Below are 22789 nucleotides of genomic sequence, written 5' to 3'. Positions count from 1 at the left end.
ATTACAAGTTTATTACTTTAACTCCTTGTACGTAGATGTTTACAGAATCTACTGCTAGTCCTACAGTTTGATCTAGTGTATATTTCACTTTCGTCTGCACATTATGTGCCACTTCTGAAATTTTCGTACCATAGCTCACAATAATATACATATCAATATGTACTTCATCTTCATCTTTACGAACAATAACACCTCTAGTGAAGTTTTCTTTTCGTAAAATGTCTGTTAATCCATCTTTTAACTGATTTTTTGATGCCATACCTACGATACCGTAGCAATCTACCGCGGCACCTCCAGCAATTGTTGCAATTACATCTGTACTAATATCAATTTGACCGTACTTCGTTTTAATTTCAATTGACATCTCGTTTCCCCCTTCATAAATGGTGAAAGTGAGCTAGACTACTTTAGTTACTATCATATAATCTTTTTAAAGAAAATTCCATCGTTCTTTCTTTTCACTCTCATATTTTATGTTTTAAATTACACTTTTTTATGATGAGCAAAATAGTCCATTGTTATTATACAACATGTACCACTATAATATGTCAAGCAATTTTTATGGATTTTAACTTTTCTTCATTGACATATAGTGTCAAGTAAATTTTCTTGATTTCTTTTTTCTACGGTGTTGCATTCTCTTTTTAGTTGTGTTAAATTATAGTAGTGTTTTTAGCATCGCATAAAAGACTAACATTGAAAAATTACGTATGGTAAGGTATCAAGGGAGGGAAATATAAATGGCTCGTGTTTGTGCTATTACTGGAAGAAAAGCTCGTTCTGGTAACTCTCGTTCTCACGCAATGAACGCTACAAAACGTAAGTGGGGCGCTAACCTTCAAAAAGTTCGCGTACGCATCGACGGAAAAGTTCAACGTGTTTACGTTTCTGCTAGAGCATTAAAATCTGGCAAAATCGAACGTGTTTAATAATAAAAAAAAGAGCCGATAGGCTCTTTTTTTACTATAACAATGGAAAAAGCACCGGTGATAGGTGCTTTTTTAATCTTTTTTGAAGGTATTTAACATTGCACGAACAATTCCACCAAGAAATTTAGGTAACTTAATTGTATAAAATCTCATGGTTTCCCTCCTAATCCCCATTACTCCACTTGGTCACTATATGATGTAAGGAGCAAAATTGTTTCTTCAATCAGTGCTTCTTATCAACATTAATATGCCAGAAGTAAATGAAAAAGTACCTTTTTCCTCAACGAGTTCGTTACTAATACAAAGTGTTGATCCCCACTCTATTGTTTTATTAGTAAGAGGGTACTTAAAACCAAACAATGTAATCCCTTCCACTATTTCAGTAACTGGTACAAAAGATACATAAGGAAAATTTTTATTTTCTTCAATTATATGTGTACCCACTTTTTTAACTGTTATTTCATTTTTATTGTCCACAATACACATTTCTATCTCTACTTCTAACCCTTTTAAAAGCATTTGTATATTTGCCAAACCGTGATCAAGTCTTCCACCGGTAGCACCAAAAATACGAATTAGTGCCGGCTTCTGTCCTAATGCCCAGTTGATTGCAATTTCTAAATCCGTTTGATCTTTTTCCCGCGGAACAATATGTAATTCGTTCGTTTGCTGTCCCATCCATACTAATTCTTCTTCAGTAACTGAATCGTAATCTCCAAACGCAACAGCCGGGGTAATCCCTTTCTTTAATAGACGGTATACTCCCCTATCAACCGCAGCCCACACTACTTCCTCATTCTCATATCGAGCAAAATCTGCGCAATATTCCGAAGGTCCTCCTGCCAAAATATGAATAATCATTTTTTCTTCCCCTTCCATTGTAAAAAGGCAATCTGCCATTCGGTAGATTGCCTTTTTACATATTTTTACCCTATCCTATGAATACCTTACTAGGATAAAAGTTCATCACTACCCACGAATTACGCGAATTGCTTCACCGCGGTCTTTTTGATTGTATACTGCTGATCCAGCTACAAGTACATTTGCTCCTGCTTCCACACAAAGTCTTGCTGTTTCAGCATTTACACCACCATCAACTTCAATTTCTACTTCTAGATTGCGCTCTTTCACCATGTCTGCAACTTGTTTAATTTTCGGTAATACAGAATGGATAAACTTCTGTCCACCAAATCCAGGATTTACTGTCATAAGTAATACCATATCTATATCTTCTAATACATGCTCAATCACTGAAACTGGCGTATGTGGATTTAATACAACGCCCGCTTTAATACCGTGAGATTTAATTAACTGAATTGTACGATGCAGATGTGGACACGCCTCTGCGTGAACAGTAATAATATCCGCTCCCGCTTGTGCGAAAGTCGGGATATAGTTATCAGGATTTTCAATCATTAAATGTACATCTAATGGTAATGATGTAATTGGACGGATAGCTTCTACAATTAATGGTCCAATCGTAATATTTGGTACGAAATGTCCATCCATTACGTCAACGTGAATGTAATCCGCTCCGCCCTTTTCTACATCTTTAATCTCTTCCCCTAATTTTGAAAAATCTGCTGATAAAATCGATGGTGCAATTTTAATCATAACTAATACCTCGGCTTTCTCTCTCTAATTTCTTCTACGAATTGTTTATAGTTCTTATAGCGATATTCTGTAATCTTCCCTTCTTCAACCGCAGCTTTCACAGCACATTTCGGTTCAGAAAGATGTGTACACCCTCTAAATTTACAGTATTGGCTCGCTTCTTTCAACTCTGGAAAACAATATGTAAGATCTTCTACTTCTATATCAATGAAATCTAGTGAACTAAAACCCGGTGTATCTGCTACTAGTCCACTCCCAATTGCAATTAATTCTACGTGTCTTGTCGTATGCTTCCCGCGTCCTAAATGGGAGGAAATATCATTTGTTTTCAGCTCTAATTCTGGACGTAGCACATTAAGCATTGAAGATTTCCCAACACCAGATTGACCCGCAACAACAGAAACACAATTTTCTAAGTATGGTTTTAATATATCAATACTTTCTGACGTATTAATAGAAGTAAATAAAACATCATAACCCATCTCACGATAATCATTCGCATAAGCTTCAACAGTTGCTTTCATCTTTTCATCTACTAAATCCATCTTGCTAATACAAATAATTGGCTTAATGTTATGATATTCAATCAGCACTAAAAATCGATCTAACAGTCCAGGATTAAAATCTGGTTCTACTGCAGAGAACACAAGGATCGCTTGATCGACATTAGCAATAGGAGGTCTAACAAGTTCATTTTTTCGATCAAACACTTCAAGCACATAACCTTCAGTTGGATTATCTGCCTGAAAAACAACTTGGTCTCCTACAAGTGGTGTAATTTTATTTTTTCTAAATACACCTCGCCCACGACATTGCGTAACCCCTTCTTCATGCTGCACGTAATAAAACCCACTTAAAGCTTTTATAATTTTTCCTTCTGGCATAGAATTCTCCTTTTTTTGTATAAGGTGATGCTGAATTTAAAAATGAATGGATTTAAATTTTCCAAATAACGATTTCAAAACCTACCATATATACTTTCGCTAATATACATTAAATCTTCCATTAAATGCAAAAAAATATTTACAGCTGCATCACTTTACTAGCTTTTTGAATCATATATTTTTGCCTGCTATACCGTCCACTTTGTAGACAGCATAACAGGCAATAATAATAAGTAGACTTTCACTATTATTGAGTTGGATATGGTACTTCTTTATCAATAATCGTTACTCCATCTCGTACAATTTTATAGTGTCCCTTTGAACCTTCTTGAATTACAAATTCTAAAGAAATAGTCGCTGATTCAGTAATTGTTCTCGTTTCAACCGGTCTATCCATTTTTTGCTGCATGTCTTCTTTATAAATTTCTATTGTTTGCGGCTTTTTTTCACCTGTTACAGCAGGCTCATATGGGATAGAGATATTGTCCACTTTTACCGTTTTAGTCACTTTAGGCTTTTGACCATCAGAGATAATAATAGTTACTTTATCTCCCTCTTTTAATGGTGTACCTGGTTTTGGAAATTGCGAAATTACAAGTCCTTTTTCGACTGAATCTGAGTACTCTCGTTTTATATCTGACGTTAGTTTTCTCTCATTCAAATAACCAGTTACACTATTTTCAGTCCACCCCGAAAAGTCACCTGGTCTAATTTGATAAGGACCTTTACTTACCCAGATTTTCAGTTCTTGCTCCGCTTCTATAACCATTTGATCAGGCGTCGGAATTTGCTCTACAATTTCACCTTTCGGCTTATCATTTTCAATACAATTTACTGTAACTTGTTTATATTTTTCTTCTAACTCAGCTTTTACACTCTCAAAGTTTTGCCCTGTGAAATTCGCCATCTTACTTTTCTTTTTTCCACCTGATTGATAGATAGTAATTTTAGCGTTTTCTTTTACGACTCTTCCTGCTACAGGTTCCGTTTTTATTACATCCCCAACTTCAACATCATCTGTATATACAATATTAGGCTCCGTCACCTCAAAGCCCTTTTCTACTAACGTATTTACAGCTGTCGTGTATTTCATACCAGCCACATCAGGCACTTTCACATCTTTCGGAATAAATAATCCTGGAATAACCGTAAGCGCTAATGTTATTCCTATTGCTAAAAATAAAAATGTTGAAATTAAAACTTTAAGCCACTTGTTACTCCGTTTTTTCTTCTTATCTAACTCAGCTGCTTCTGCTCTTATCGGTTCTTCCACCTTACTCCCTTTTAAAACAATCGTTTCATCACTTACATTTTCAAATAATTGTTCTTGTTGAATAATCGGAATCGCTTTCGTCGCTTCCATATCTTCTGGTATGTAAAATGGTTGCTCATTTATCCTCTCTGGATATAGCGCAGTTTCAATATCTCGCTTCATCGCATTGGCAGATTGATATCGATGGAAAGGATCTTTTGCAGTTGCCTTTAATATAATATTTTCAACACTTTGCGGAATATTTTCATTCCATCTTTTTGGTGATGGGATTTCACTTTGTAAATGTTTTAAAGCTATAGCAACAGCAGATTCGCCAGAAAACGGTTGTCTTCCTGTTAACAATTCAAACATAACTATTCCAAGAGAATAAATATCCGATTGTTTATTTGCTATCCCGCCACGTGCCTGTTCTGGTGATAAATAATGGACTGAACCCAGTACTGAATTTGTATGTGTAATTGTTGTTGCACTTGTAGCTGTCGCAATTCCAAAATCTGTTACTTTTATTATTCCATCAGCTCGAATTAAAATATTGTGCGGCTTTATATCACGATGCACAATTTCAAAATGATGGGCGTGTGCCATGGCGGATGTTAACTGCTCCATAATATCAAGAGCTTCTCCTATAGGTAACATACCTCGCTCAATTATGTATTGCTTCAATGTTTGCCCGGGTACATATTCCATGACAAGATAATATATACCATCTTCTTCTCCGACATCATACATATTCACAATATTTGGATGCGACAACGTTGTAACAGACTGCGCTTCTCGATGGAAACGTTTAATAAACTCTTCGTTATTTGAGTAGTCGAGTCTTAATATTTTTACCGCTACATCTCGGCCAAGTATATCATCATGAGCTAAATATACATTGGCCATTCCGCCACCACCAATCATTTTCAGTAGCTTATAACGGTCATTTAAGCGTTTTCCAATCAGCACGTTGCACTTCACCTACTTTCGTTTGTCGAACCCGCATAATCAATAAGAACAAGTGTGATATTATCTTCTCCACCGCGATCATTCGCCAATTGAATGAGACGCTGCCCTTTACCTTCAAGCTGTTCATTTAACTGTAAAATTTGTTGCATATCATCAATAGAAACTTTGTTTGATAACCCATCAGAGCAAAGAAGTAATTGATCATCTTCCTCAAGCACCAACGTTTTAACATCTAATCCAACTTTTTCTTCTGTTCCTAGCGCTCTTAATAACACATTCTTTTTCGGATGATACTCTGCATCTTCCTTTGAAATTTCACCATGTCTCACAAGCTCATTTACAAGCGAATGATCTTCCGTTACAAGCGTCATTTCTCCTTCTGATACCATATAGCAACGACTATCTCCTATATGCCCTATCGTCACAAAACTTGTTGTACAAACAGCTATTATAAGCGTTGTTCCCATACCATTACATTCTACATTTTGCTGAGCGTATTCATATATACGCTCATTAATAATCCCAACACTAGTATGTAACCATTGTTCTACTTTTTTCGGTTCATTCATATTATGCGTTTGCTTCCAATAATCATGGAATAATTGAATGGCCATCGAGCTAGCTACATCACCAGCTCGATGACCTCCCATTCCATCTGCTACTACCGCTAAAACATTTCCATCTAAATTGTGAAAAACTCCTGCACTATCTTCATTATGTTGACGAACTTTTCCTTTATCCGATAGAAATACGGCTTTCATCTCGTCACCTCGTCTCTTCTTTGCGCTCCTTCGCACGCAACTGACCGCAGGCTGCGTCAATATCATGACCTTGTTCACGGCGAATCGTTACATTCACTCCACGATCTTTTAACGTTTTCTCGAACAAGAAAATTTGCTCACGTGGTGTACGTACATAATCACGTTCAGGTACGTAGTTTACCGGGATTAAGTTTACATGACATTTTACACCTTTTAAGAGCGCAGCAAGCTCTTCAGCGTGCTCAACTTGGTCATTTTCTCCTCCAAATAATCCATATTCAAAAGTAATACGGCGCCCTGTTCTATTTACATAGTATTTAATAGCTTCCATTAAATCCGGTAATTTATAAGCACGGTTAATCGGCATTAATTTTGAACGTAATTCTGAGTTTGGAGCATGCAATGAAATCGCAAAATTAATTTGTAGTTCTTCTTCAGCAAACTTATAAATTTTCGGGATAATTCCACTCGTCGAAACAGTCATATGTCTAGCACCAATATGAAGTCCTTTTTCATGGTTAGTGATGCGTAAGAATCCCATTAAATTATCGTAATTATCAAATGGTTCTCCAATTCCCATAACAACAAGAGAACTTACACGTTCTTCTGTTTCATCAAGCGCACGCTGAACTTCTACTACTTGCGCTACGATTTCTCCAGCTTCTAGGTTTCGTTTTAGTCCACCAAGCGTCGAAGCACAGAACGTACATCCAATACGACAACCAACTTGCGTTGTTACACAAATGGAATTTCCATATTCATGTCGCATTAATACCGTTTCAATAGAATACCCGTCATATAATTGGAATAAGAATTTAATCGTTCCATCCGAAGACGTTTGTTTTACTAACGTGTTTAAAGTAGTAATATCAAAGGAATTCGACAATTTATCACGCAATCCTTTAGAAAGGTTTGACATATCCTCATAATTTTTTACACGTTTTTTATATAGCCAGTCAAAAATTTGTCCAGCGCGGAACTTCGGTTCTCCTTGTTCCTTTAACCAATCTTGCATTTCATGAATTTGTAAAGAGTAAATTGATGGTTTCTTCGTTTCTACATTTTTCTTTTGTTTTCTTACAGTCGTTTCCATGATGCTACACCTTCTTCCTTAAACAAGCAATATAAAAGCCATCCGTTGCAAAATAATGCGGTAAAATTTGTACTTGACCTTCATTAATATACGGACTTAATTTTTCTGGCATACGTTCTTTTATCGTAGTATCCCATTCAAATTCAGGATGTTCTTTTAAAAATTTATCTATTACTTGTTCATTTTCTATTTTCTCAATTGTGCACGTACTATAAACAAGACGACCGCCTTGTTTTAATAACGGTGCTATTTTTTCTAGTATCGCAAGTTGAATCGTCGATAATCTTTCACTATCGCCTTTATCTTTTCCTAACTTAATATCAGGCTTACGTCTAATTACACCAAATCCAGAACACGGTGCATCTACCAATATTTTATCAAACGTTTCATTTGAAAAGTGCTCTTGCACTTTTCTAGCATCTAGCGCTTTTGTTTCGACATTTTCTAACCCAAGTCGCTCTGCTTGCTGTTTAATTAAACGTACTTTGTGTGCATGTAAATCAAGAGACATTACTTTACCAGTTCCCTTTAAACGCTCAGCTATATGCGTAGTTTTACCACCAGGAGCCGCACAACTATCAAGAACTGTCTCTCCCTCATTTGGTTCTAAAGCGCGTGCTACAAGCATAGAACTTTCATCTTGAATAGAAAGAAATCCTTTTTTAAACGCTTCTGTATGCGCTACATTTCCTCTTTCAATCTGAATTGCATCATCTGACAAGTCACCACGTTTTGCTTCTATACCTTCACTTGCCAACAACTCAATCGCTTCTTCTACCGTTACCTTATCAACATTCACACGCGCTGTAGGTACAGGAGGTAACATATTTACTTCGCACATTTTCTCTGCAGTTTCTAAGCCATATGCAGAAGTCCACTCTTGTACAAGCCAAACTGGATGACTCATCGCAATTGCAAGCCGTTCTACTGGATCCTTGATTTCATCTACAGAAGGTACACCTTCTCTCTGAATCGAACGTAATACACCGTTCACCATACCAGCAATTCCTTTATGCCCGCGACGCTTTGCAATCTCAACCGCTTCATGAATAGCCGCTCTTTCTGGCACTCGGTCTAAATAAATCATTTGATATAAAGATAAGCGAAGCAATACTCTTACCCACGCCTCAACCTTCTTTTTTAAAAAAGGCTGTAAATAATAATCTAATGTGTCACGACGTTGAATCGTTCCATATACAATTTCAGTTAATAAACCAATATCTTTTCTATCAATTGCACTTTTTTCAATTAAATTATTTAAAAGTAAGTTGCTATATGCACCACTTTTTTCCACTTGAATTAAACCATCAAGAGCTAATTCACGAACATTTTGTCTCATGCATTTTCTCCTAACTTCGTTCCAATTTCAGGTTTTGTTCCACGTAAAAATTGTGAACAACTCATACGCTTTTTACCAGAAGGTTGCAATTCAGTAATTTTAACACCTGTTTCATTACTAGTTGCTACTACAAAACCATCTTCTTCGATCGCAACAATCGTACCTGCTTCAGCCGGTTCAGTTACAGGCACTTTTTCTCCCCACCATACTTTAACAACTTGTCCTGCTAAAGTTGTATAAGCAACTGGCCATGGATTCAATCCGCGAATGTGATTGTATACTTCTTCACCTGTTTTTGTCCAATCAATTTTCTCTTGCTCACGTTTTATATTGTACGCAAACGTTACTTCTTCTTCGTTTTGTTTAATCGGTTCTAACTTACCTTGAATTAATAAAGGTACTGTTTTAGATAGAAGATGTGCTCCTGCTTCACTTAATTTATCAAATAATGAGCCTGTCGTTTCACGCTCTTCAATTTCCACTTCCACTTGCGTTAAGATATCACCAGCATCCAATTTTTCTACCATATACATAATTGTAATACCTGTTTTTTCTTTACCTTCCATAATTGCATAATGAATTGGTGCACCACCACGAAGTTCAGGAAGTAAAGAAGCGTGGACATTAATACATCCATACTTCGGTGCTTCTAAAATTTCATTTGGTACAATCTGACCAAATGCAGCTGTTACAATTAAATCTGGCTCTAATGCCAATACTTTTTCATATTCATCTTTTTCACGAATTTTTAACGGCTGTAACACAGGGATACCATGTTTTTCCGCTTCAACTTTAACAGGTGTAGGTGTTAATACTTTTTTTCTACCTACTGGACGATCAGGTTGCGTCACAACACCTACTACCTCATAGCCATCTTCAATAAGACGACGAAGCACCGGCACTGAAAAGTCCGGTGTTCCCATAAACACTACTTTTATCATTTAAAAACCGCTCCTTTTAACACCTATTCTAGTTCGTTTTCTTCATAATATCTTGTCACTTTCGATGTAAATAAAACACCGTGTAAATGATCGATTTCATGTTGAATTGCACGCGCTAAAAATCCTTCCGCTTCTAATAAAAATACTTTCCCACGGCGATTTTGTGCTCTTACTTTAATATAATCCGCACGTTCTACTTCACCATAAAGTCCCGGGAAGCTTAAACATCCTTCGGGACCTACTTGTTCACCACGTTTTTCTAATATTGATGGATTGATTAACTCGATTTTCCCAGTATCATCATCGACATCAACAACCGCTACTTGCAAGCTTACACCTACTTGAGGCGCAGCTAAACCGACTCCGTCCGCAATTAACATTGTTTCATGCATATCTTTCAACAATTTCACTAACTTTTTATCAAAGTTAATTACTCTTTCGCATGGTGTTTCTAACACTTCATTTGGATGCTTTACTATTTCTAAAACTGCCATATTTCCCTCCGCTACATTAACATTGTTGGATTAAAATCAATTGAGATTTGTAGCTCTTTTTGCATTTCTGCTTGATAATGTTCATTTACCATTTTGAGCACGTTCTTTAAGTTTGGTTCCCGTTTGTATTTTATCATGCATTGATAACGATATCTATCTTTTATCCTTGGAATTGCTGAAGCAACTGGTCCTAACACCATTGTTTGCTGCGAGCAATGCGTTCGTAAATACGAGGCAATTTTTTCCGTCACTTGTACCGCTTTTAATAATTCAGGATGAGATACGGTTACGAGTACAACATAGTAATATGGAGGATATTGTCTTGTTCGTCTCATTTGCATTTCTTGGTCAAAAAACACATCATATTGTTGGTTCTTCGCTAACTCTATACTGTAATGTTCTGGCGTATACGTTTGAATCACAACTTCCCCTGGCAATTCATGTCTACCCGCTCGTCCACTTACTTGCGTCAATAACTGATATGTCTTTTCACTTGCACGAAAATCAGGTAAGTGAAGCATCGTATCTGCAGTTAAAACCCCAACAAGCGTTACTTTTGGAAAATCTAATCCTTTAGCAATCATTTGTGTTCCAAGTAATATATCTGCTTTTTCTTCCCCAAACGCCTTTAATAATTTTTCATGCATTCCTTTTCGACTTGTCGTATCTACATCCATTCGAATGACTCGCGCCTCTGGAAATAGTTTTGTAATTTCTTCTTCTACCTTTTGTGTACCTGTACCAAAGAAACGAATGTATGTACTTTGACAAGCTGGACACTCAGTTGGCATATTTTCTTCGTAACTACAATAATGACATTTTAAACGATGATTCATTTTATGATATGTCAATGAAATATCACAATGCGGACATTGTACAACATACCCACAATCACGGCACATAACAAATGTAGAATGACCTCTTCTATTTAAGAAGAGTACCATCTGTTCTTTCTTTTCTAATCGATCTGCTATTTTTTCATGCAGCGCCTTAGAAAACATTGATCGATTCCCGTCACGAAGTTCTTCTCGCATGTCAACAATCTCTACCGTTGGTAAAGCTTGTTCATTCATACGTTTTTCCATTGTTAGTAGTTCATAAACACCTTTTTTCGCCCTTGCAAACGATTCAAGTGTTGGTGTCGCACTACCAAGAACGATAGGACATTTATGGTATTGCCCTCTCCAGACAGCCACATCTCTTGCATGATACCTTGGATTATCTTCTTGTTTGTAACTTGATTCATGCTCTTCATCAATAATAATAATCCCTAAATTCTCAAAAGGCGCAAAAACGGCTGAACGCGCACCAACTACAACTTTCACTTCTTTTCTTAAAATCTTACGCCACTCGTCATACTTTTCTCCAACAGACAACGCACTATGAAGAACTGCAACTTGCGAGCCAAACCTACCTTTAAAACGATCCACCATTTGGGGTGTTAGTGCAATTTCAGGAACAAGAACGATAGCTTCTTTTCCTTTCTCGAGCACTGCTGCTATAGATTGTAAATATACTTCTGTCTTTCCACTTCCTGTAACACCATATAGTAAAAATGGATTATAAGTTTCATTTGTAATTGATGATAAAATCGGTGTAATAACTTGTTTTTGTTCCTCCGTAAGTGGCAATGGTTTCGTTTGTTCAAAACCATCATCGTCATACGGATTTCGGTATACTTCCACATACTTTTCTGAAATGAATCCCTTTTTAACAAGTGCTTTTATTGGAGCATCTGTTATTTGTAACTCTTCTGTAATTACTTTCAACGGTACACTTTTATAATTTTCCACAAAATAATAGAGTACATCTTGTTGTTTTTTACTTTTCAGTTCAAATGCCGCTAATTCTAATTTATCTTCTGGCAACTCCGGCTGAACAACTCTTTGCTTCTTCTTTTGTACTTTATCTTTCACTTGATAAACGACTTCAACCGTACCATTTTTAATTTCTTGTTGAATAGTCCGGTATAAATGTGGCTGTTGCTCGATTACTTCAAAATCAATTGCTTCTTTATCCTGAAATAAATATAGTATTTCAGGTGCTATTTCTTCCTGTTTACAAAGTTGTAGACGTTTTTTATACGTTGCTTTTATCGCAGTTGGAAGCATCACTTGAAAAGCTGAAATCATGTAGCATAACGTTTCACTTGTAAGCCAATATCCAAGTTTTAATAATTCATCATTTAAAACCGGTGTTACATCTAATATTTCATGGATCGTCTTTAACTTCTTACTTTCTACATCCACCGAATCTTTAATCCCAATAATAAAACCTTGCAATTTTCTTGGCCCAAACGGAACTACTACCCGCATTCCTGTCTGTACAATATCTTCCCATTTTTTAGGGATAATGTAATCAAATGGTCGATCTGTCTGACGGGCAGGTACATCAACAATTACACTTGCAAATTTCATAAACGATCATCTTCTAACATCATTTCAATTTGCTTTAATATTTCACGAGCTACCTCTTTTTTCATTAAAAGTGGCAACTCAATAACTTTTCCATCTTTTCTATACATCGTTACAATATTCGTATCCGTGCCAAATCCAGCTCCTTGCGCTTTTACATCATTCGCGACAATCATATCTGCATTTTTCTCACGTAGTTTTTTCGTTGCATATTCCTCTACATTTGTCGTTTCAGCAGCAAAACCGATAAGTAACTGTTTATCCTTTTTCTGACCTAACGTTTTTAAAATATCCACCGTTCTTTCGAGTTCAATGACAGCATCACCATTTTGCTTTTTCATTTTATTATCATGAACATATTTCGGACGATAATCTGCAACTGCTGCTGTTTTAATGACAACGTCTACGTTTTGATAATGTTGAAGAACTGCTTCTAACATATCTTGTGCAGATTCCACTTGCACTGTCGTTACATGTAACGGTGGATTTAATGCTGTCGGTCCTGAAACGAGTATAACATCAGCGCCTAAATTCGCCGCCACTTCTGCAATCGCATACCCCATTTTTCCAGAAGAAAAATTCGTCATAAAACGAACTGGATCAACCTTTTCACGTGTTGGGCCAGCAGTTATTAATATTCTTTTTCCCTGCAATGGTTTGTGTTCTGAGAAAGCTTCCTCTAACCGTGCGATAATCGCTTCAGGTTCTTCTAGTCGTCCCTTTGCTACATATCCACATGCTAAAAAGCCTTCCCCAGGCTCAATAAACGTATATCCTAGCGTTTTCAATGTCATCATATTTTTTTGAACAATTTTATTTTCATACATATGCACATTCATAGCAGGCGCAATCCATACCGGAGCTGCAGTAGCTAACAAAGTAGTTGTAATCATATCATCTGCAATACCACCAGCTAACTTTCCAATACAATTGGCAGTAGCAGGTGCGACAAGTACAACATCCGCCCAATCTGCTAAATCAATATGAGCAATAACAGCCGAGTCTTTCTCATCAAATGTATCCGTATATACATCATGGCGAGAAAGTGCTTGGAATGTAAGAGGCGTAACAAACTTCATTGCCGACTCACTCATCATTACTTTTACAATCGCGCCAGATTGTGTCAATTTACTCGTTAACGCAGCTGCTTTAAAAACCGCAATGCCTCCTGTTACACATAGAAGTATCTTTTTCCCTTTTAGCATATGACTCGTCCTCTTTCTTTTTCAAACTTATAATACTGAAATAGAATTCCCAGCTCGTCAGTACCAATATTTCATTCCTTTCGTAAAAAAATAACAACCTACTTGTAAATAGGTTGTTACCGTTACATAGAAAATTATAAAGTCTATGTTTTATTTTGTCGAAGGCAAAGGCTTATTCAGCAACTTTATCTTCACTTGGTACGTAGCTTAATACTTCCGCATCGATTTCTTCTAATGCTTTACCTACACACTTATGAGAAACCGGTTGCTCTACAACACAGTTATTAGCAAGTTGCATTTCACGTGCACGCTTTGCAGCCACTGTTACTAGTGTGTATTTAGAATCGATTTTTTGTAGTAATGAGTCAATTGATGGATTTAACATAATTATAGACCCTCCGTCATTTCTTTATAATATTTTGCTACCCTTTCGCGGCGGCAATGTTCGCCAACCACAATTGCTTTAATTCTATCACAAGCTAATTCAACTTGATCGTTTTCTACTACATAGTCGTAAGCGTCCATCATCTCGATTTCTTCTTTCGCTACAGTTAAACGATTTTCAATAACATCTTCAGTCTCTGTACCACGGCCGACAATACGGCTCTTTAGTTCAGATAAACTTGGAGGTGCTAAGAAAATAAATACACCTTCTGGGAAAGCTTTCTTAACTTGAATTGCTCCTTGCACTTCAATTTCTAAGAATACATCTTTTCCTTCTTGTAATGTTTTTTCAACATAGTCAATCGGTGTTCCGTAATAATTACCTACGAACTCAGCCCACTCAAGTAATCTTTCATTACGAATCATTTCCTCGAATTCTTCTCTTTCTTTAAAGAAATAATCCACACCATCTACTTCACCTTCACGCGGCTTACGTGTCGTTACTGAAATAGAGTACTGAAAACGTGTATCCTCATGGCTAAACAGCTCTTTACGAACCGTTCCTTTTCCAACCCCAGAAGGCCCTGAAAGAACGATGAGCAATCCTCTTCTACTTCTCATAAATATGTAAAACCTACCCTTCCTCACTTAAATCTTCTTTATTATTCAAACGATGTGCAATCGTCTCTGGTTGAATTGGACTTAATACAACATGCCCATCATCCATAACAATAACCGCCCTTGTTTTTCTCCCATACGTAGCATCAAGCAAAGCATTATGTTCGCGTGCTTCCTGTACTGTTCGTTTAATAGGAGCTGACTCCGGACTTACAATAGCAATAATTCGATGAGCAGATACAATATTTCCGTATCCAATATTTAAAAACCGCATGGCCATAGTTTGCGCCTCCTAGTAAGTCTATCCGATTTCTCCACCACGTATAACTTTATATATTTTTTGAAAGCTACTCAATATTTTGTACTTGTTCACGAATTTTTTCAAGGTTATTTTTCATTTCTACAACATATTTTGAAATTGTTAAGTCATTTGCCTTAGAACCAATCGTATTAATTTCTCTATGCATCTCTTGCACGATGAAATCCATTTTTCTTCCAACAGGCTCTTCAATCTGCAATGTTTCATGAAATTGCTCTAAATGACTTTGCAAACGAACTAACTCTTCATGAATATCACAACGCTCTGCAAAGATTGCGACTTCTGTTAGCAATCTTTGTTCATCTAACTCTTGATTATGTAATTCTTTTAAGCGATTTTCTAATCGTTCACGATATTTTTGTGTAACAATTGGTGCATGTGGAATAATTGCATTTACACAATTGCTAATCTCTTGTAAACGATACGCTATATCTTTATGTAATCGTTCTCCTTCGCCATCTCTCATCGTTTTCAACATATGAGCAGCTTGACGAACAGCCTCATATAAACTGTTCTCAAAATGTTCATTTACATTTTCTATTTCTTCAATTGCTGTTACTTCTGGCATTGCCATTAATTGCTCGAGTGTAATAGAATCTTGTAATTGAAACTTTCCTTTTATATCTTCCATCATCGATTGGTACTGCTCAAGAAGTGACCAATTCACACTTAATTTTCTTTCAACAAGTCCTTCACCTGCTATACTAATAGACACCTCAATGCGTCCACGTCGAACTTGCTGTGCAATTATTTTACGAATTTTGTCCTCAAATACCATCATTTGCTTAGGAAGTCGAATACTCATCTCTAAAAAACGGTGGTTCACCGATTTCATTTCTACTGTAATTTGAAAAGTATCACTTTCTACTTTCGATCTTCCAAACCCTGTCATACTAGAAATCATTTTTATCACATCCAAGCCATAAAATAACTCAATGAAAAAGGTAATAGAGACAAGGCTCTACTACCTTCTGTAAATTATATCACATTTTCATAACATTGACTATTTCAAGTTTAATCCCTTCTTATATAACATTGGCTTTTTCTTTTTCGCCTTTTTCCCTGTTAATAAAGAACCTACTAGTAAGAAAGTCGGAATTGATGACAAACCTCCAATTAATAACCAATCTCTTGCTTGTATCGGCATTGTGCTAAAGATCGGTTGTAACGGTGGATAATATATAACCACTAGCATGAGTAGTAACGAAATGATAACCGCCCCTACTAAATACACGTTCCCAAATGGATTGCGGTGAAAGACAGAATGCTCACTACGACAATCAAATACATGAATAAGCTGAGCAAGTACCAACGTCGCGAACGCTACAGTTTGTGCATATTTCAGTTCATTTGGATGTTGGTTATACGCAATAATAAACGCTACTAACGTCACTGCCCCAATTAAAAACCCTCGACTTATTATTTTCCACGCAAGCCCTCTAGCGAATACCCCTTCTTTCGGGTGGCGCGGCGTTCTCTTCATCACATCTCCTTCAGCCTTATCCAAACCTAATGCCATCGCTGGTAAACCATCAGTAACTAAGTTCACCCATAAAATTTGAATAGGAACCATCGGCAGTGGTAATGCAAGTAACATCGCAAATAACATGACTAAAATTTCTCCAACGTTTGACGCCAATAAGTAGCGAATAAACTTACGTATGTTCTCGTATATATTTCTTCCTTCTTTAATTGCTGATTTAATTGTAGCAAAATTATCGTCTAGTAAAACAAGTGAAGAGGCCTCTTTCGCAACATCTGTCCCTGTAATTCCCATCGCTATCCCAATATCCGCTGTTTTTATAGCTGGAGCATCGTTCACTCCATCGCCTGTCATGGCTACTATATGTCCTTGATTTTGCAGTGCCTTAACAATTTTTAATTTATGCTCAGGTGATACACGAGCGAATACATACGTATCTTCTACAACATTTTCTAATTCCTCCACATCCATATTCGCGAGTTCTACGCCTTCAACAACGCGTCCATCTGGTGGCAAAACTCCTAATTGTTCAGCAATCGCCATTGCTGTCACTTTATGATCACCTGTAATCATTACCGTTCGAATACCAGCTTCTTTACACTCTTTTACCGCCTGCGCCACTTCTGGCCTTGGCGGGTCAATCATACCTTGTATCCCAACCAACATAAAATCTTTTTCAACGTCTCTTTCATGTTCAATAGAATCCGTGACTTTTAAAGGTTTAAACGCAACTGCAATTGTTCGAAGCGCTTGACTACCTAAGCTATGAATAGCCGCCTGTACTTCTCTTCTATATAACTCACTTAACGGCTGCTGCTTATCCCCCCATAAAATCGTTTGACTCATTTGCAAAAGAACGTCCGGTGCTCCCTTCGTAACAATAAACTTCTTCCCCTCTCGATCTCGTACAATAACACTCATCATTTTTCGAGTTGAATCAAATGGAAATTCACGAATAATTTCAAATTTCCCTTTCAATGCCTCACGTGTAATCCCAGCTTTCATTGCTGCAGCTACAAGCGCTCCCTCTGTTGGATCTCCATCTAATACGTACGCCTTTTTCTTTTGAATAATATTTGCATTGTTACATAGTGAACCAAATGTAAGTAGCTGATAAAGTGCTTTTGTCTTAGCTGGATTCACTTCTATTTCACCTTTCATAAAAGAGCCATTAGGTTCATATCCTTGCCCTGTCACTTTCCACAATTCTCCGCCTGACCACATATGTGTTACCATCATTTTGTTTTGCGTCATTGTCCCCGTTTTATCAGAACATATAACGGAAGCACAACCTAACGTTTCTACGGCTGGTAACTTTCGTACAATTGCTCTCTTTTTTATCATACGCTGTACACCAAGTGATAAAGCTACTGTAACAATTGCTGGCAACCCTTCTGGAATAGCCGCAACAGCTAGCGATACGCCAGCTAAAAACATATGATATACTTCATTCCCTTGATACACACCAGCCAATACAACGAGCGCTGTCAAAATAAGAGCTACAATAATTAATATTTTTCCGAGCTGTTCTAACCTTCTTTGCAGTGGTGTTTCCATTTGCTCTGCATTTTGTAACATATTTGCAATTTGACCCATCGCTGTATTCATACCAGTTGCTACAACGACACCTGTTCCAGATCCTCGCGTAATCATTGTCCCCATAAAAGCCATATTTTTTTGATCACCAATTGCAACCTCTTGCCCTTGCAATGCTTCTACCTTCTTTTGCACAGGTACGGACTCCCCTGTCAAAGCAGACTCTTCAATATATAAACTTGATGCCTCAACAAGACGCACATCAGCCCCAATACGATCACCACTGGAAAACTTAATAATATCACCTAAAACAAGTGCTTTAGATGGTGCTTTTACCCACTTTCCATTCCGCATTACAGTAACTTGTGGAGCAGCTAGTTCCTTTAAAGCTTCCAATGATTTTTCAGCTTTTCTTTCTTGAAAAAAGCCGAGAATACCATTGATAATAACAATGGCAACAATAGCAATAGAATCAATGTATTCACCTAAAAACGCAGAAACAATTGTTGCTCCAAACAAAACGAGTACCATGAAATCTTTAAATTGCGCTAAAAATACCATTAGTGCAGAAGGCCTTTTTGCTTCTTCTAATTCATTTGTACCAAATTTCTTAATTCGCCCTTCTGCTTCTTTCTCCGTAAGTCCAACCTTTACATTCGTATTCGTTCTTTCTTCCACTTCATGTGCTCGCATTCCATACCAGTTCATCCTGCCATCGACCTCCTGATTCCAGACATACTCTATTGAAAGCTTATTCAGCCTCGTCCAAAAAAATGCTATAATTAACTTTTAGTTAGAAAGGAGTGTTCATTAATGGCATTCGATGGATTATTTACAAGAGCGATTACACATGAAATTGAAAATTCTCTTTACACGGGAAGGATTTCCAAAATATACCAACCTTCAAAATACGAGATTTTATTACATATTCGAGCGAATGGAAAGAACCAAAAACTAATTCTTTCATCTCATCCTACATATGCGCGTATGCACTTAACGAATCAAAACTACGATTCGCCAGCAATACCGCCGATGTTTTGTATGCTTCTTCGTAAACATTTAGAAGGTGGATTTATTGAAAAAATTGAACAAATCGACTTAGAACGGATTATCCAAATTACAGTTCGCAGTCGTAATGAAATCGGAGACGAATCATTAAAAACATTAGTAATTGAAATAATGGGAAGACATAGCAACATTATCTTATTAGATACGAAAACAAACGTGATTTTAGATAGCTTAAAACACGTTTCATTAGCCGTAAACCGTCACCGAACTGTATATGCTGGTGCTGAGTACGTCGCGCCACCAGCCCAACATAAAATCAATCCTCTGCAAATTGAAACCGCAGATGATTTTATTAGACCGCTAGACTTTCTATCTGGAAATATGGATAAACAACTCGTCGGGGCTTTCATGGGAATATCCCCATTATTTGCAAAAGAAGTAGTAAAGAAAGCCGGTATGGTAAATGAGAAAGCATTATCAGAAGCATTTTTCTCTATACAAACACCATTACTATCTCATGCATATACACCAGCAATGATTACTGCAAATGGAAAAGAATTCTTTTATCTTTTCCCTCTTACACACTTGCAAGGAGAAGAAAAAACATTCTCATCAGTGAGCGAATTGTTAGATCGTTTCTTCTTTGGCAAAGCAGAACGTGATCGTGTAAAACAACAAGCTCATGATTTAGAACGCTTTATGCAAAACGAAAAAAATAAAAACGAGAAAAAACTCATTAAACTCGAAAAAACACTGCAAGATGCCGGAAAGGCAGATAAATATCAACTATTTGGAGAACTACTTACAGCCAATATGTACGCTTTGAAAAAAGGGGATAAAGATATTGAAGTCGTTAACTATTACGACGAAAATAGCGGAACTGTAAAAATTACATTAGATCCTTTAAAAACACCATCTGACAATGCGCAACGCTATTTCCAAAAGTACCAAAAAGCGAAAAATTCAGTTGTTATTGTAGAAGAACAAATCGAAAAAACAAATGAAGAAATTCTTTATTTTGATAGCTTACTTCAACAAATGGAAGCTGCTTCTTCAAAAGATATTGAAGAAATTCGTGAAGAATTAGCTGAAGAAGGTTATGTGCGCAATCGCAAAAAGAAAAACACAAAGAAAAAACCTACTAAACCAGTATTAGATAAATATTTAGCAAGTGATGGTACAGAGATTTTCGTTGGTAAAAACAATAAACAAAATGATTATTTAACAACGAAGTTTGCCCGCCGTGATGAAATTTGGTTACATACGAAAGACATACCTGGCTCTCACGTTGTCATTCGTTCTTTAGAGCCTGCTGAAGAAACTTTACTAGAAGCTGCCAAAATTGCTGCGTATTACAGTAAAGCGAAAGAGTCTAGCTCTGTACCTGTTGATTTCACCAAAATACGCCATGTCAAAAAACCGAGTGGTGCAAAACTTGGTTTTGTTACGTACGACAATCAGCAAACCGTATATGTAACACCAGATGCTGATATTGTAATGAAATTAAAAGCGTAAATAAAAAATGCGTTGCTTATAAGCAACGCATTTTTTATTTATTTTCAATTTAGTTGCTATATCCATTTAATATTGTCAAAAAAATTGACAGTGTCATTTTACATTTGTATAAATTTTTTAAAGCATGTAAATAAAGTACAAGTGTAACTCCAATCAATATTTTTTCATCCCCCTGCTATTTATTGAAGCAATCTGAATTTCATAAACAAACCGTCTCCCACAAATGGCGGGCTATTTTCTTATCTCCCTTAAAATATATGTTTTCCCTACTATCCTTTCTTCAAATATACATTTTGGCACACTATTTGCTTTATTCAATACTGTGAATAGGGGGAATTAACATGACTTTAAAAATTAATAAAATCCAAAATCAACTACAAAACTATGAAATTGACGGATTACTGATTACAAAAAAAAAACCGTCAATACGCAACAAACTTTACAGGTAGCGCAGGCGTTGTCTTAATTGCTGCGCATAAAGCTATTTTCATTACTGATTTCCGTTACGTAGATCAAGCAAAAACGGAAATAAAAGCAGCAGAAATTATTATGCATAAAGGAAATTTAGAAGAAGAAGTTGCAAATCAAGTATCAAAATTAAACATTCAAAAACTTGGTATAGAAGACAATAATATGACTTTGCAACAATTTAAGAAACTACAAAAATATATACATACAGAAATGGTTCCAGTGTGTGAGATCATTGAAGATATTCGACTTATTAAAGACACATCTGAAATAGAAACAATGAAAATCGCAGCTACAATCGCTGACGAAGTATTTCACCATATTGTTACATTTCTAAAGCCTGGAATAAGCGAGACTGACGTTCGAGATGAGTTAGAATTTTTCATGCGAAAAAAAGGGGCTACATCTTCTTCATTCCAAATCATTGTAGCCTCAGGCGTTCGTTCTTCACTTCCCCGTGGAGTTGCATCAAATAAAATAATCGAACGAGGCGATATCGTTACATTAGACTTCGGTGCACTTTACGACGGATATTGTTCCGATATAACACGTACCGTAGCAATTGGGGAACCATCGGAAGAATTCCAAAAAATATACAATGTTGTACGAGAAGCGTTAAAGCGTGGGACTGAAGCAATTAAGCCTGGAGAAACTGCGAAAAGTATCGATGATATAACGAGGAATTACATTACAGAACATGGATACGGTCAATACTTTGGACACTCTACCGGGCACGGTCTTGGGTTAGAAATACATGAACCACTTCGCCTATCCTAAGAAAGCAAGACAACTTTACAAGAAGGTATGGTTGTTACAGTTGAGCCGGGCATTTACATACCGAACTGGGGCGGTTGTAGAATTGAAGATGATATTGTCATCACCAAAGGTGGTTATGACGTTATTACAAAATCAAATAGAGAACTAATTGTAATCCCTTGTTAATATTATGAAGGTTTAAACAAAACTTTTTTTGCACATAGAATTCCTTCTCTGGAGTATTCATTTAAAGAGGGGGAATTTTAATTGAATTTTGTAATTGATAAATTGGAGGGTTTACATGTAGAATTTTCAAAGCTTGTTTCCATGATGAATTACGCTCGCTATACAACAATGCAAGCAGTGGAAAGTTTAACAATTGAAGAACTTGATTATTTATATGATAAGGAAGCAAATTCAATTGGCATGTTATTGTATCATATGGCTGCTATTGAATTTTACTACCAGATTCATACTTTTGAAGACCGTGAACCAACGGAGGCTGAATTAGAACGCTGGTTACCTGGCATTGAATTAGGCGATCTTGGACGTGAGAAAATAAAAGGAAACGCTATAGAATTTTACATAAATACATTACAAGAATTACGTTCCAAAACAATCGAGACTTTTCAATCGTTACCTGATGAATGGTTATTTAAAACGACAGACTTTTGGTATGACAAACCAGCAAATAACTATTTTAAGTGGTTTCACGTTTTTGAAGATGAAATCAATCATCGTGGACAAATTCGTTTAATTAAAAAGATGCAAAAAGCTCATGCAGTAAAATGAGGAAATGCCACCGAA

General features: G+C 36.5%; 21 protein-coding genes and 1 pseudogene. 4 read left to right on the top strand and 18 right to left on the bottom strand.

Annotated features, from left to right (window positions below; translation table 11 throughout):
• Nucleotide 1: 1 nt before the first annotated feature.
• Complete coding sequence (locus MHI28_RS27905; protein ID WP_000021109.1) at nt 2–364, bottom strand: Asp23/Gls24 family envelope stress response protein; 363 nt, start codon at nt 362–364, stop codon at nt 2–4.
• Between the two features lie 376 nt (nt 365–740).
• On the opposite strand from MHI28_RS27905, the gene rpmB reads away from it, so the two are divergent.
• The gene (gene rpmB, locus MHI28_RS27900) at nt 741–929 is read left to right on the top strand and encodes a 50S ribosomal protein L28 (protein ID WP_000124776.1); all 189 of its coding nucleotides are present in this window, start codon (nt 741–743) and stop codon (nt 927–929) included.
• 72 nt (nt 930–1001) lie between these two features.
• Here rpmB and spoVM read toward each other — a convergent pair whose 3' ends face one another.
• From spoVM to MHI28_RS27815, 17 genes are all read right to left on the bottom strand, one after another.
• Nucleotides 1002–1082, bottom strand: a complete 81-nt coding sequence (spoVM, locus tag MHI28_RS27895) for a stage V sporulation protein SpoVM (RefSeq protein ID WP_001213599.1) — start codon at nt 1080–1082, stop codon at nt 1002–1004.
• A gap of 66 nt (nt 1083–1148) precedes the next feature.
• Nucleotides 1149–1829: a thiamine diphosphokinase gene (locus MHI28_RS27890; protein ID WP_000752665.1), complete on the bottom strand. Its 681-nt coding sequence runs from the start codon at nt 1827–1829 to the stop codon at nt 1149–1151.
• 69 nt (nt 1830–1898) lie between these two features.
• Complete coding sequence (gene rpe / locus MHI28_RS27885; RefSeq protein ID WP_000589970.1) at nt 1899–2543, bottom strand: ribulose-phosphate 3-epimerase; 645 nt, start codon at nt 2541–2543, stop codon at nt 1899–1901.
• 2 nt (nt 2544–2545) lie between these two features.
• Complete coding sequence (gene rsgA, locus MHI28_RS27880; RefSeq protein ID WP_001113932.1) at nt 2546–3427, bottom strand: ribosome small subunit-dependent GTPase A; 882 nt, start codon at nt 3425–3427, stop codon at nt 2546–2548.
• Between the two features lie 247 nt (nt 3428–3674).
• Complete coding sequence (gene pknB / locus MHI28_RS27875; RefSeq protein ID WP_340828364.1) at nt 3675–5648, bottom strand: Stk1 family PASTA domain-containing Ser/Thr kinase; 1974 nt, start codon at nt 5646–5648, stop codon at nt 3675–3677.
• Between the two features lie 8 nt (nt 5649–5656).
• Nucleotides 5657–6409 (bottom strand): Stp1/IreP family PP2C-type Ser/Thr phosphatase, encoded by a 753-nt coding sequence (locus tag MHI28_RS27870; protein WP_000648709.1) that lies wholly within the window; start codon nt 6407–6409, stop codon nt 5657–5659.
• Between the two features lie 4 nt (nt 6410–6413).
• Nucleotides 6414–7502 carry a 23S rRNA (adenine(2503)-C(2))-methyltransferase RlmN gene (gene rlmN, locus MHI28_RS27865; RefSeq protein ID WP_000450548.1) on the bottom strand — a complete coding sequence of 363 codons (1089 nt, stop codon included), beginning with the start codon at nt 7500–7502 and terminating at the stop codon, nt 6414–6416.
• A 4-nt stretch (nt 7503–7506) separates the two neighbouring features.
• Entirely contained in the window at nt 7507–8841 is a 1335-nt protein-coding gene (rsmB, locus tag MHI28_RS27860; protein WP_001249661.1) for a 16S rRNA (cytosine(967)-C(5))-methyltransferase RsmB, read from the bottom strand.
• Nucleotides 8838–9782 carry a methionyl-tRNA formyltransferase gene (gene fmt / locus MHI28_RS27855; RefSeq protein ID WP_000598805.1) on the bottom strand — a complete coding sequence of 315 codons (945 nt, stop codon included), beginning with the start codon at nt 9780–9782 and terminating at the stop codon, nt 8838–8840. The genes rsmB and fmt overlap by 4 nt, the downstream gene beginning before the upstream one ends.
• Nucleotides 9783–9805: 23 nt before the next feature.
• Nucleotides 9806–10276 (bottom strand): peptide deformylase, encoded by a 471-nt coding sequence (gene def, locus MHI28_RS27850; protein WP_000279470.1) that lies wholly within the window; start codon nt 10274–10276, stop codon nt 9806–9808.
• An 11-nt stretch (nt 10277–10287) separates the two neighbouring features.
• Nucleotides 10288–12693 (bottom strand): primosomal protein N', encoded by a 2406-nt coding sequence (gene priA, locus MHI28_RS27845; RefSeq protein ID WP_000666722.1) that lies wholly within the window; start codon nt 12691–12693, stop codon nt 10288–10290.
• Nucleotides 12690–13895: a bifunctional phosphopantothenoylcysteine decarboxylase/phosphopantothenate--cysteine ligase CoaBC gene (coaBC, locus tag MHI28_RS27840; RefSeq protein ID WP_000911744.1), complete on the bottom strand. Its 1206-nt coding sequence runs from the start codon at nt 13893–13895 to the stop codon at nt 12690–12692. Before coaBC ends, priA begins: the two co-directional genes overlap by 4 nt.
• 172 nt (nt 13896–14067) lie before the next feature.
• Entirely contained in the window at nt 14068–14280 is a 213-nt protein-coding gene (gene rpoZ, locus MHI28_RS27835; RefSeq protein ID WP_000933962.1) for a DNA-directed RNA polymerase subunit omega, read from the bottom strand.
• A 2-nt stretch (nt 14281–14282) separates the two neighbouring features.
• The gene (gene gmk / locus MHI28_RS27830; RefSeq protein WP_001257742.1) at nt 14283–14900 is read right to left on the bottom strand and encodes a guanylate kinase; all 618 of its coding nucleotides are present in this window, start codon (nt 14898–14900) and stop codon (nt 14283–14285) included.
• A gap of 13 nt (nt 14901–14913) precedes the next feature.
• A complete protein-coding gene (gene remA, locus MHI28_RS27825) occupies nt 14914–15177 on the bottom strand; it encodes an extracellular matrix/biofilm regulator RemA (RefSeq protein ID WP_001251456.1) in 264 nt (87 codons plus the stop codon).
• A 67-nt stretch (nt 15178–15244) separates the two neighbouring features.
• The gene (locus MHI28_RS27820; RefSeq protein ID WP_000625867.1) at nt 15245–16120 is read right to left on the bottom strand and encodes a YicC/YloC family endoribonuclease; all 876 of its coding nucleotides are present in this window, start codon (nt 16118–16120) and stop codon (nt 15245–15247) included.
• Between the two features lie 99 nt (nt 16121–16219).
• Nucleotides 16220–18943, bottom strand: coding sequence for a calcium-translocating P-type ATPase, SERCA-type (locus MHI28_RS27815; RefSeq protein WP_001104763.1), 2724 nt, complete (start codon nt 18941–18943; stop codon nt 16220–16222).
• Nucleotides 18944–19048: 105 nt separating this feature from the next.
• Here MHI28_RS27815 and MHI28_RS27810 point away from each other — a divergent pair, with 105 nt between their 5' ends.
• The 3 genes and pseudogenes from MHI28_RS27810 to MHI28_RS27800 all read left to right on the top strand — a co-directional run bounded on the left by MHI28_RS27810 (nt 19049) and on the right by MHI28_RS27800 (nt 22774).
• Nucleotides 19049–20758 (top strand): Rqc2 family fibronectin-binding protein, encoded by a 1710-nt coding sequence (locus MHI28_RS27810; RefSeq protein ID WP_000863281.1) that lies wholly within the window; start codon nt 19049–19051, stop codon nt 20756–20758.
• Between the two features lie 341 nt (nt 20759–21099).
• Nucleotides 21100–22168 (top strand): annotated as a pseudogene (locus MHI28_RS27805) (M24 family metallopeptidase).
• Between the two features lie 81 nt (nt 22169–22249).
• Nucleotides 22250–22774 (top strand): DinB family protein, encoded by a 525-nt coding sequence (locus MHI28_RS27800; protein WP_001012054.1) that lies wholly within the window; start codon nt 22250–22252, stop codon nt 22772–22774.
• Nucleotides 22775–22789: the final 15 nt, after the last annotated feature.

The organism is Bacillus sp. FSL K6-0268, from assembly GCF_038005425.1.
Taxonomy (GTDB): Bacteria; Bacillota; Bacilli; order Bacillales; family Bacillaceae_G; genus Bacillus_A; species Bacillus_A thuringiensis_S.
This window is presented reverse-complemented; position numbering and strand designations above follow the sequence as displayed.

Excerpts from the sequence above, each read along its gene's own strand:
- spoVM (WP_001213599.1), bottom strand. The coding sequence starts at position 1,082 with ATGAGATTTTATACAATTAAGTTACCTAAATTTCTTGGTGGAATTGTT.
- MHI28_RS27870 (WP_000648709.1), bottom strand. The coding sequence starts at position 6,409 with ATGAAAGCCGTATTTCTATCGGATAAAGGAAAAGTTCGTCAACATAAT.
- MHI28_RS27815 (WP_001104763.1), bottom strand. The coding sequence starts at position 18,943 with ATGAACTGGTATGGAATGCGAGCACATGAAGTGGAAGAAAGAACGAAT.
- remA (WP_001251456.1), bottom strand. The coding sequence starts at position 15,177 with ATGGCCATGCGGTTTTTAAATATTGGATACGGAAATATTGTATCTGCT.
- rlmN (WP_000450548.1), bottom strand. The coding sequence starts at position 7,502 with ATGGAAACGACTGTAAGAAAACAAAAGAAAAATGTAGAAACGAAGAAA.
- rpmB (WP_000124776.1), top strand. The coding sequence starts at position 741 with ATGGCTCGTGTTTGTGCTATTACTGGAAGAAAAGCTCGTTCTGGTAAC.
- MHI28_RS27890 (WP_000752665.1), bottom strand. The coding sequence starts at position 1,829 with ATGGCAGATTGCCTTTTTACAATGGAAGGGGAAGAAAAAATGATTATT.
- fmt (WP_000598805.1), bottom strand. The coding sequence starts at position 9,782 with ATGATAAAAGTAGTGTTTATGGGAACACCGGACTTTTCAGTGCCGGTG.
- gmk (WP_001257742.1), bottom strand. The coding sequence starts at position 14,900 with ATGAGAAGTAGAAGAGGATTGCTCATCGTTCTTTCAGGGCCTTCTGGG.
- priA (WP_000666722.1), bottom strand. The coding sequence starts at position 12,693 with ATGAAATTTGCAAGTGTAATTGTTGATGTACCTGCCCGTCAGACAGAT.
- def (WP_000279470.1), bottom strand. The coding sequence starts at position 10,276 with ATGGCAGTTTTAGAAATAGTAAAGCATCCAAATGAAGTGTTAGAAACA.
- coaBC (WP_000911744.1), bottom strand. The coding sequence starts at position 13,895 with ATGCTAAAAGGGAAAAAGATACTTCTATGTGTAACAGGAGGCATTGCG.
- MHI28_RS27810 (WP_000863281.1), top strand. The coding sequence starts at position 19,049 with ATGGCATTCGATGGATTATTTACAAGAGCGATTACACATGAAATTGAA.
- rsmB (WP_001249661.1), bottom strand. The coding sequence starts at position 8,841 with ATGAGACAAAATGTTCGTGAATTAGCTCTTGATGGTTTAATTCAAGTG.
- MHI28_RS27820 (WP_000625867.1), bottom strand. The coding sequence starts at position 16,120 with ATGATTTCTAGTATGACAGGGTTTGGAAGATCGAAAGTAGAAAGTGAT.
- MHI28_RS27905 (WP_000021109.1), bottom strand. The coding sequence starts at position 364 with ATGTCAATTGAAATTAAAACGAAGTACGGTCAAATTGATATTAGTACA.
- rsgA (WP_001113932.1), bottom strand. The coding sequence starts at position 3,427 with ATGCCAGAAGGAAAAATTATAAAAGCTTTAAGTGGGTTTTATTACGTG.
- rpe (WP_000589970.1), bottom strand. The coding sequence starts at position 2,543 with ATGATTAAAATTGCACCATCGATTTTATCAGCAGATTTTTCAAAATTA.
- rpoZ (WP_000933962.1), bottom strand. The coding sequence starts at position 14,280 with ATGTTAAATCCATCAATTGACTCATTACTACAAAAAATCGATTCTAAA.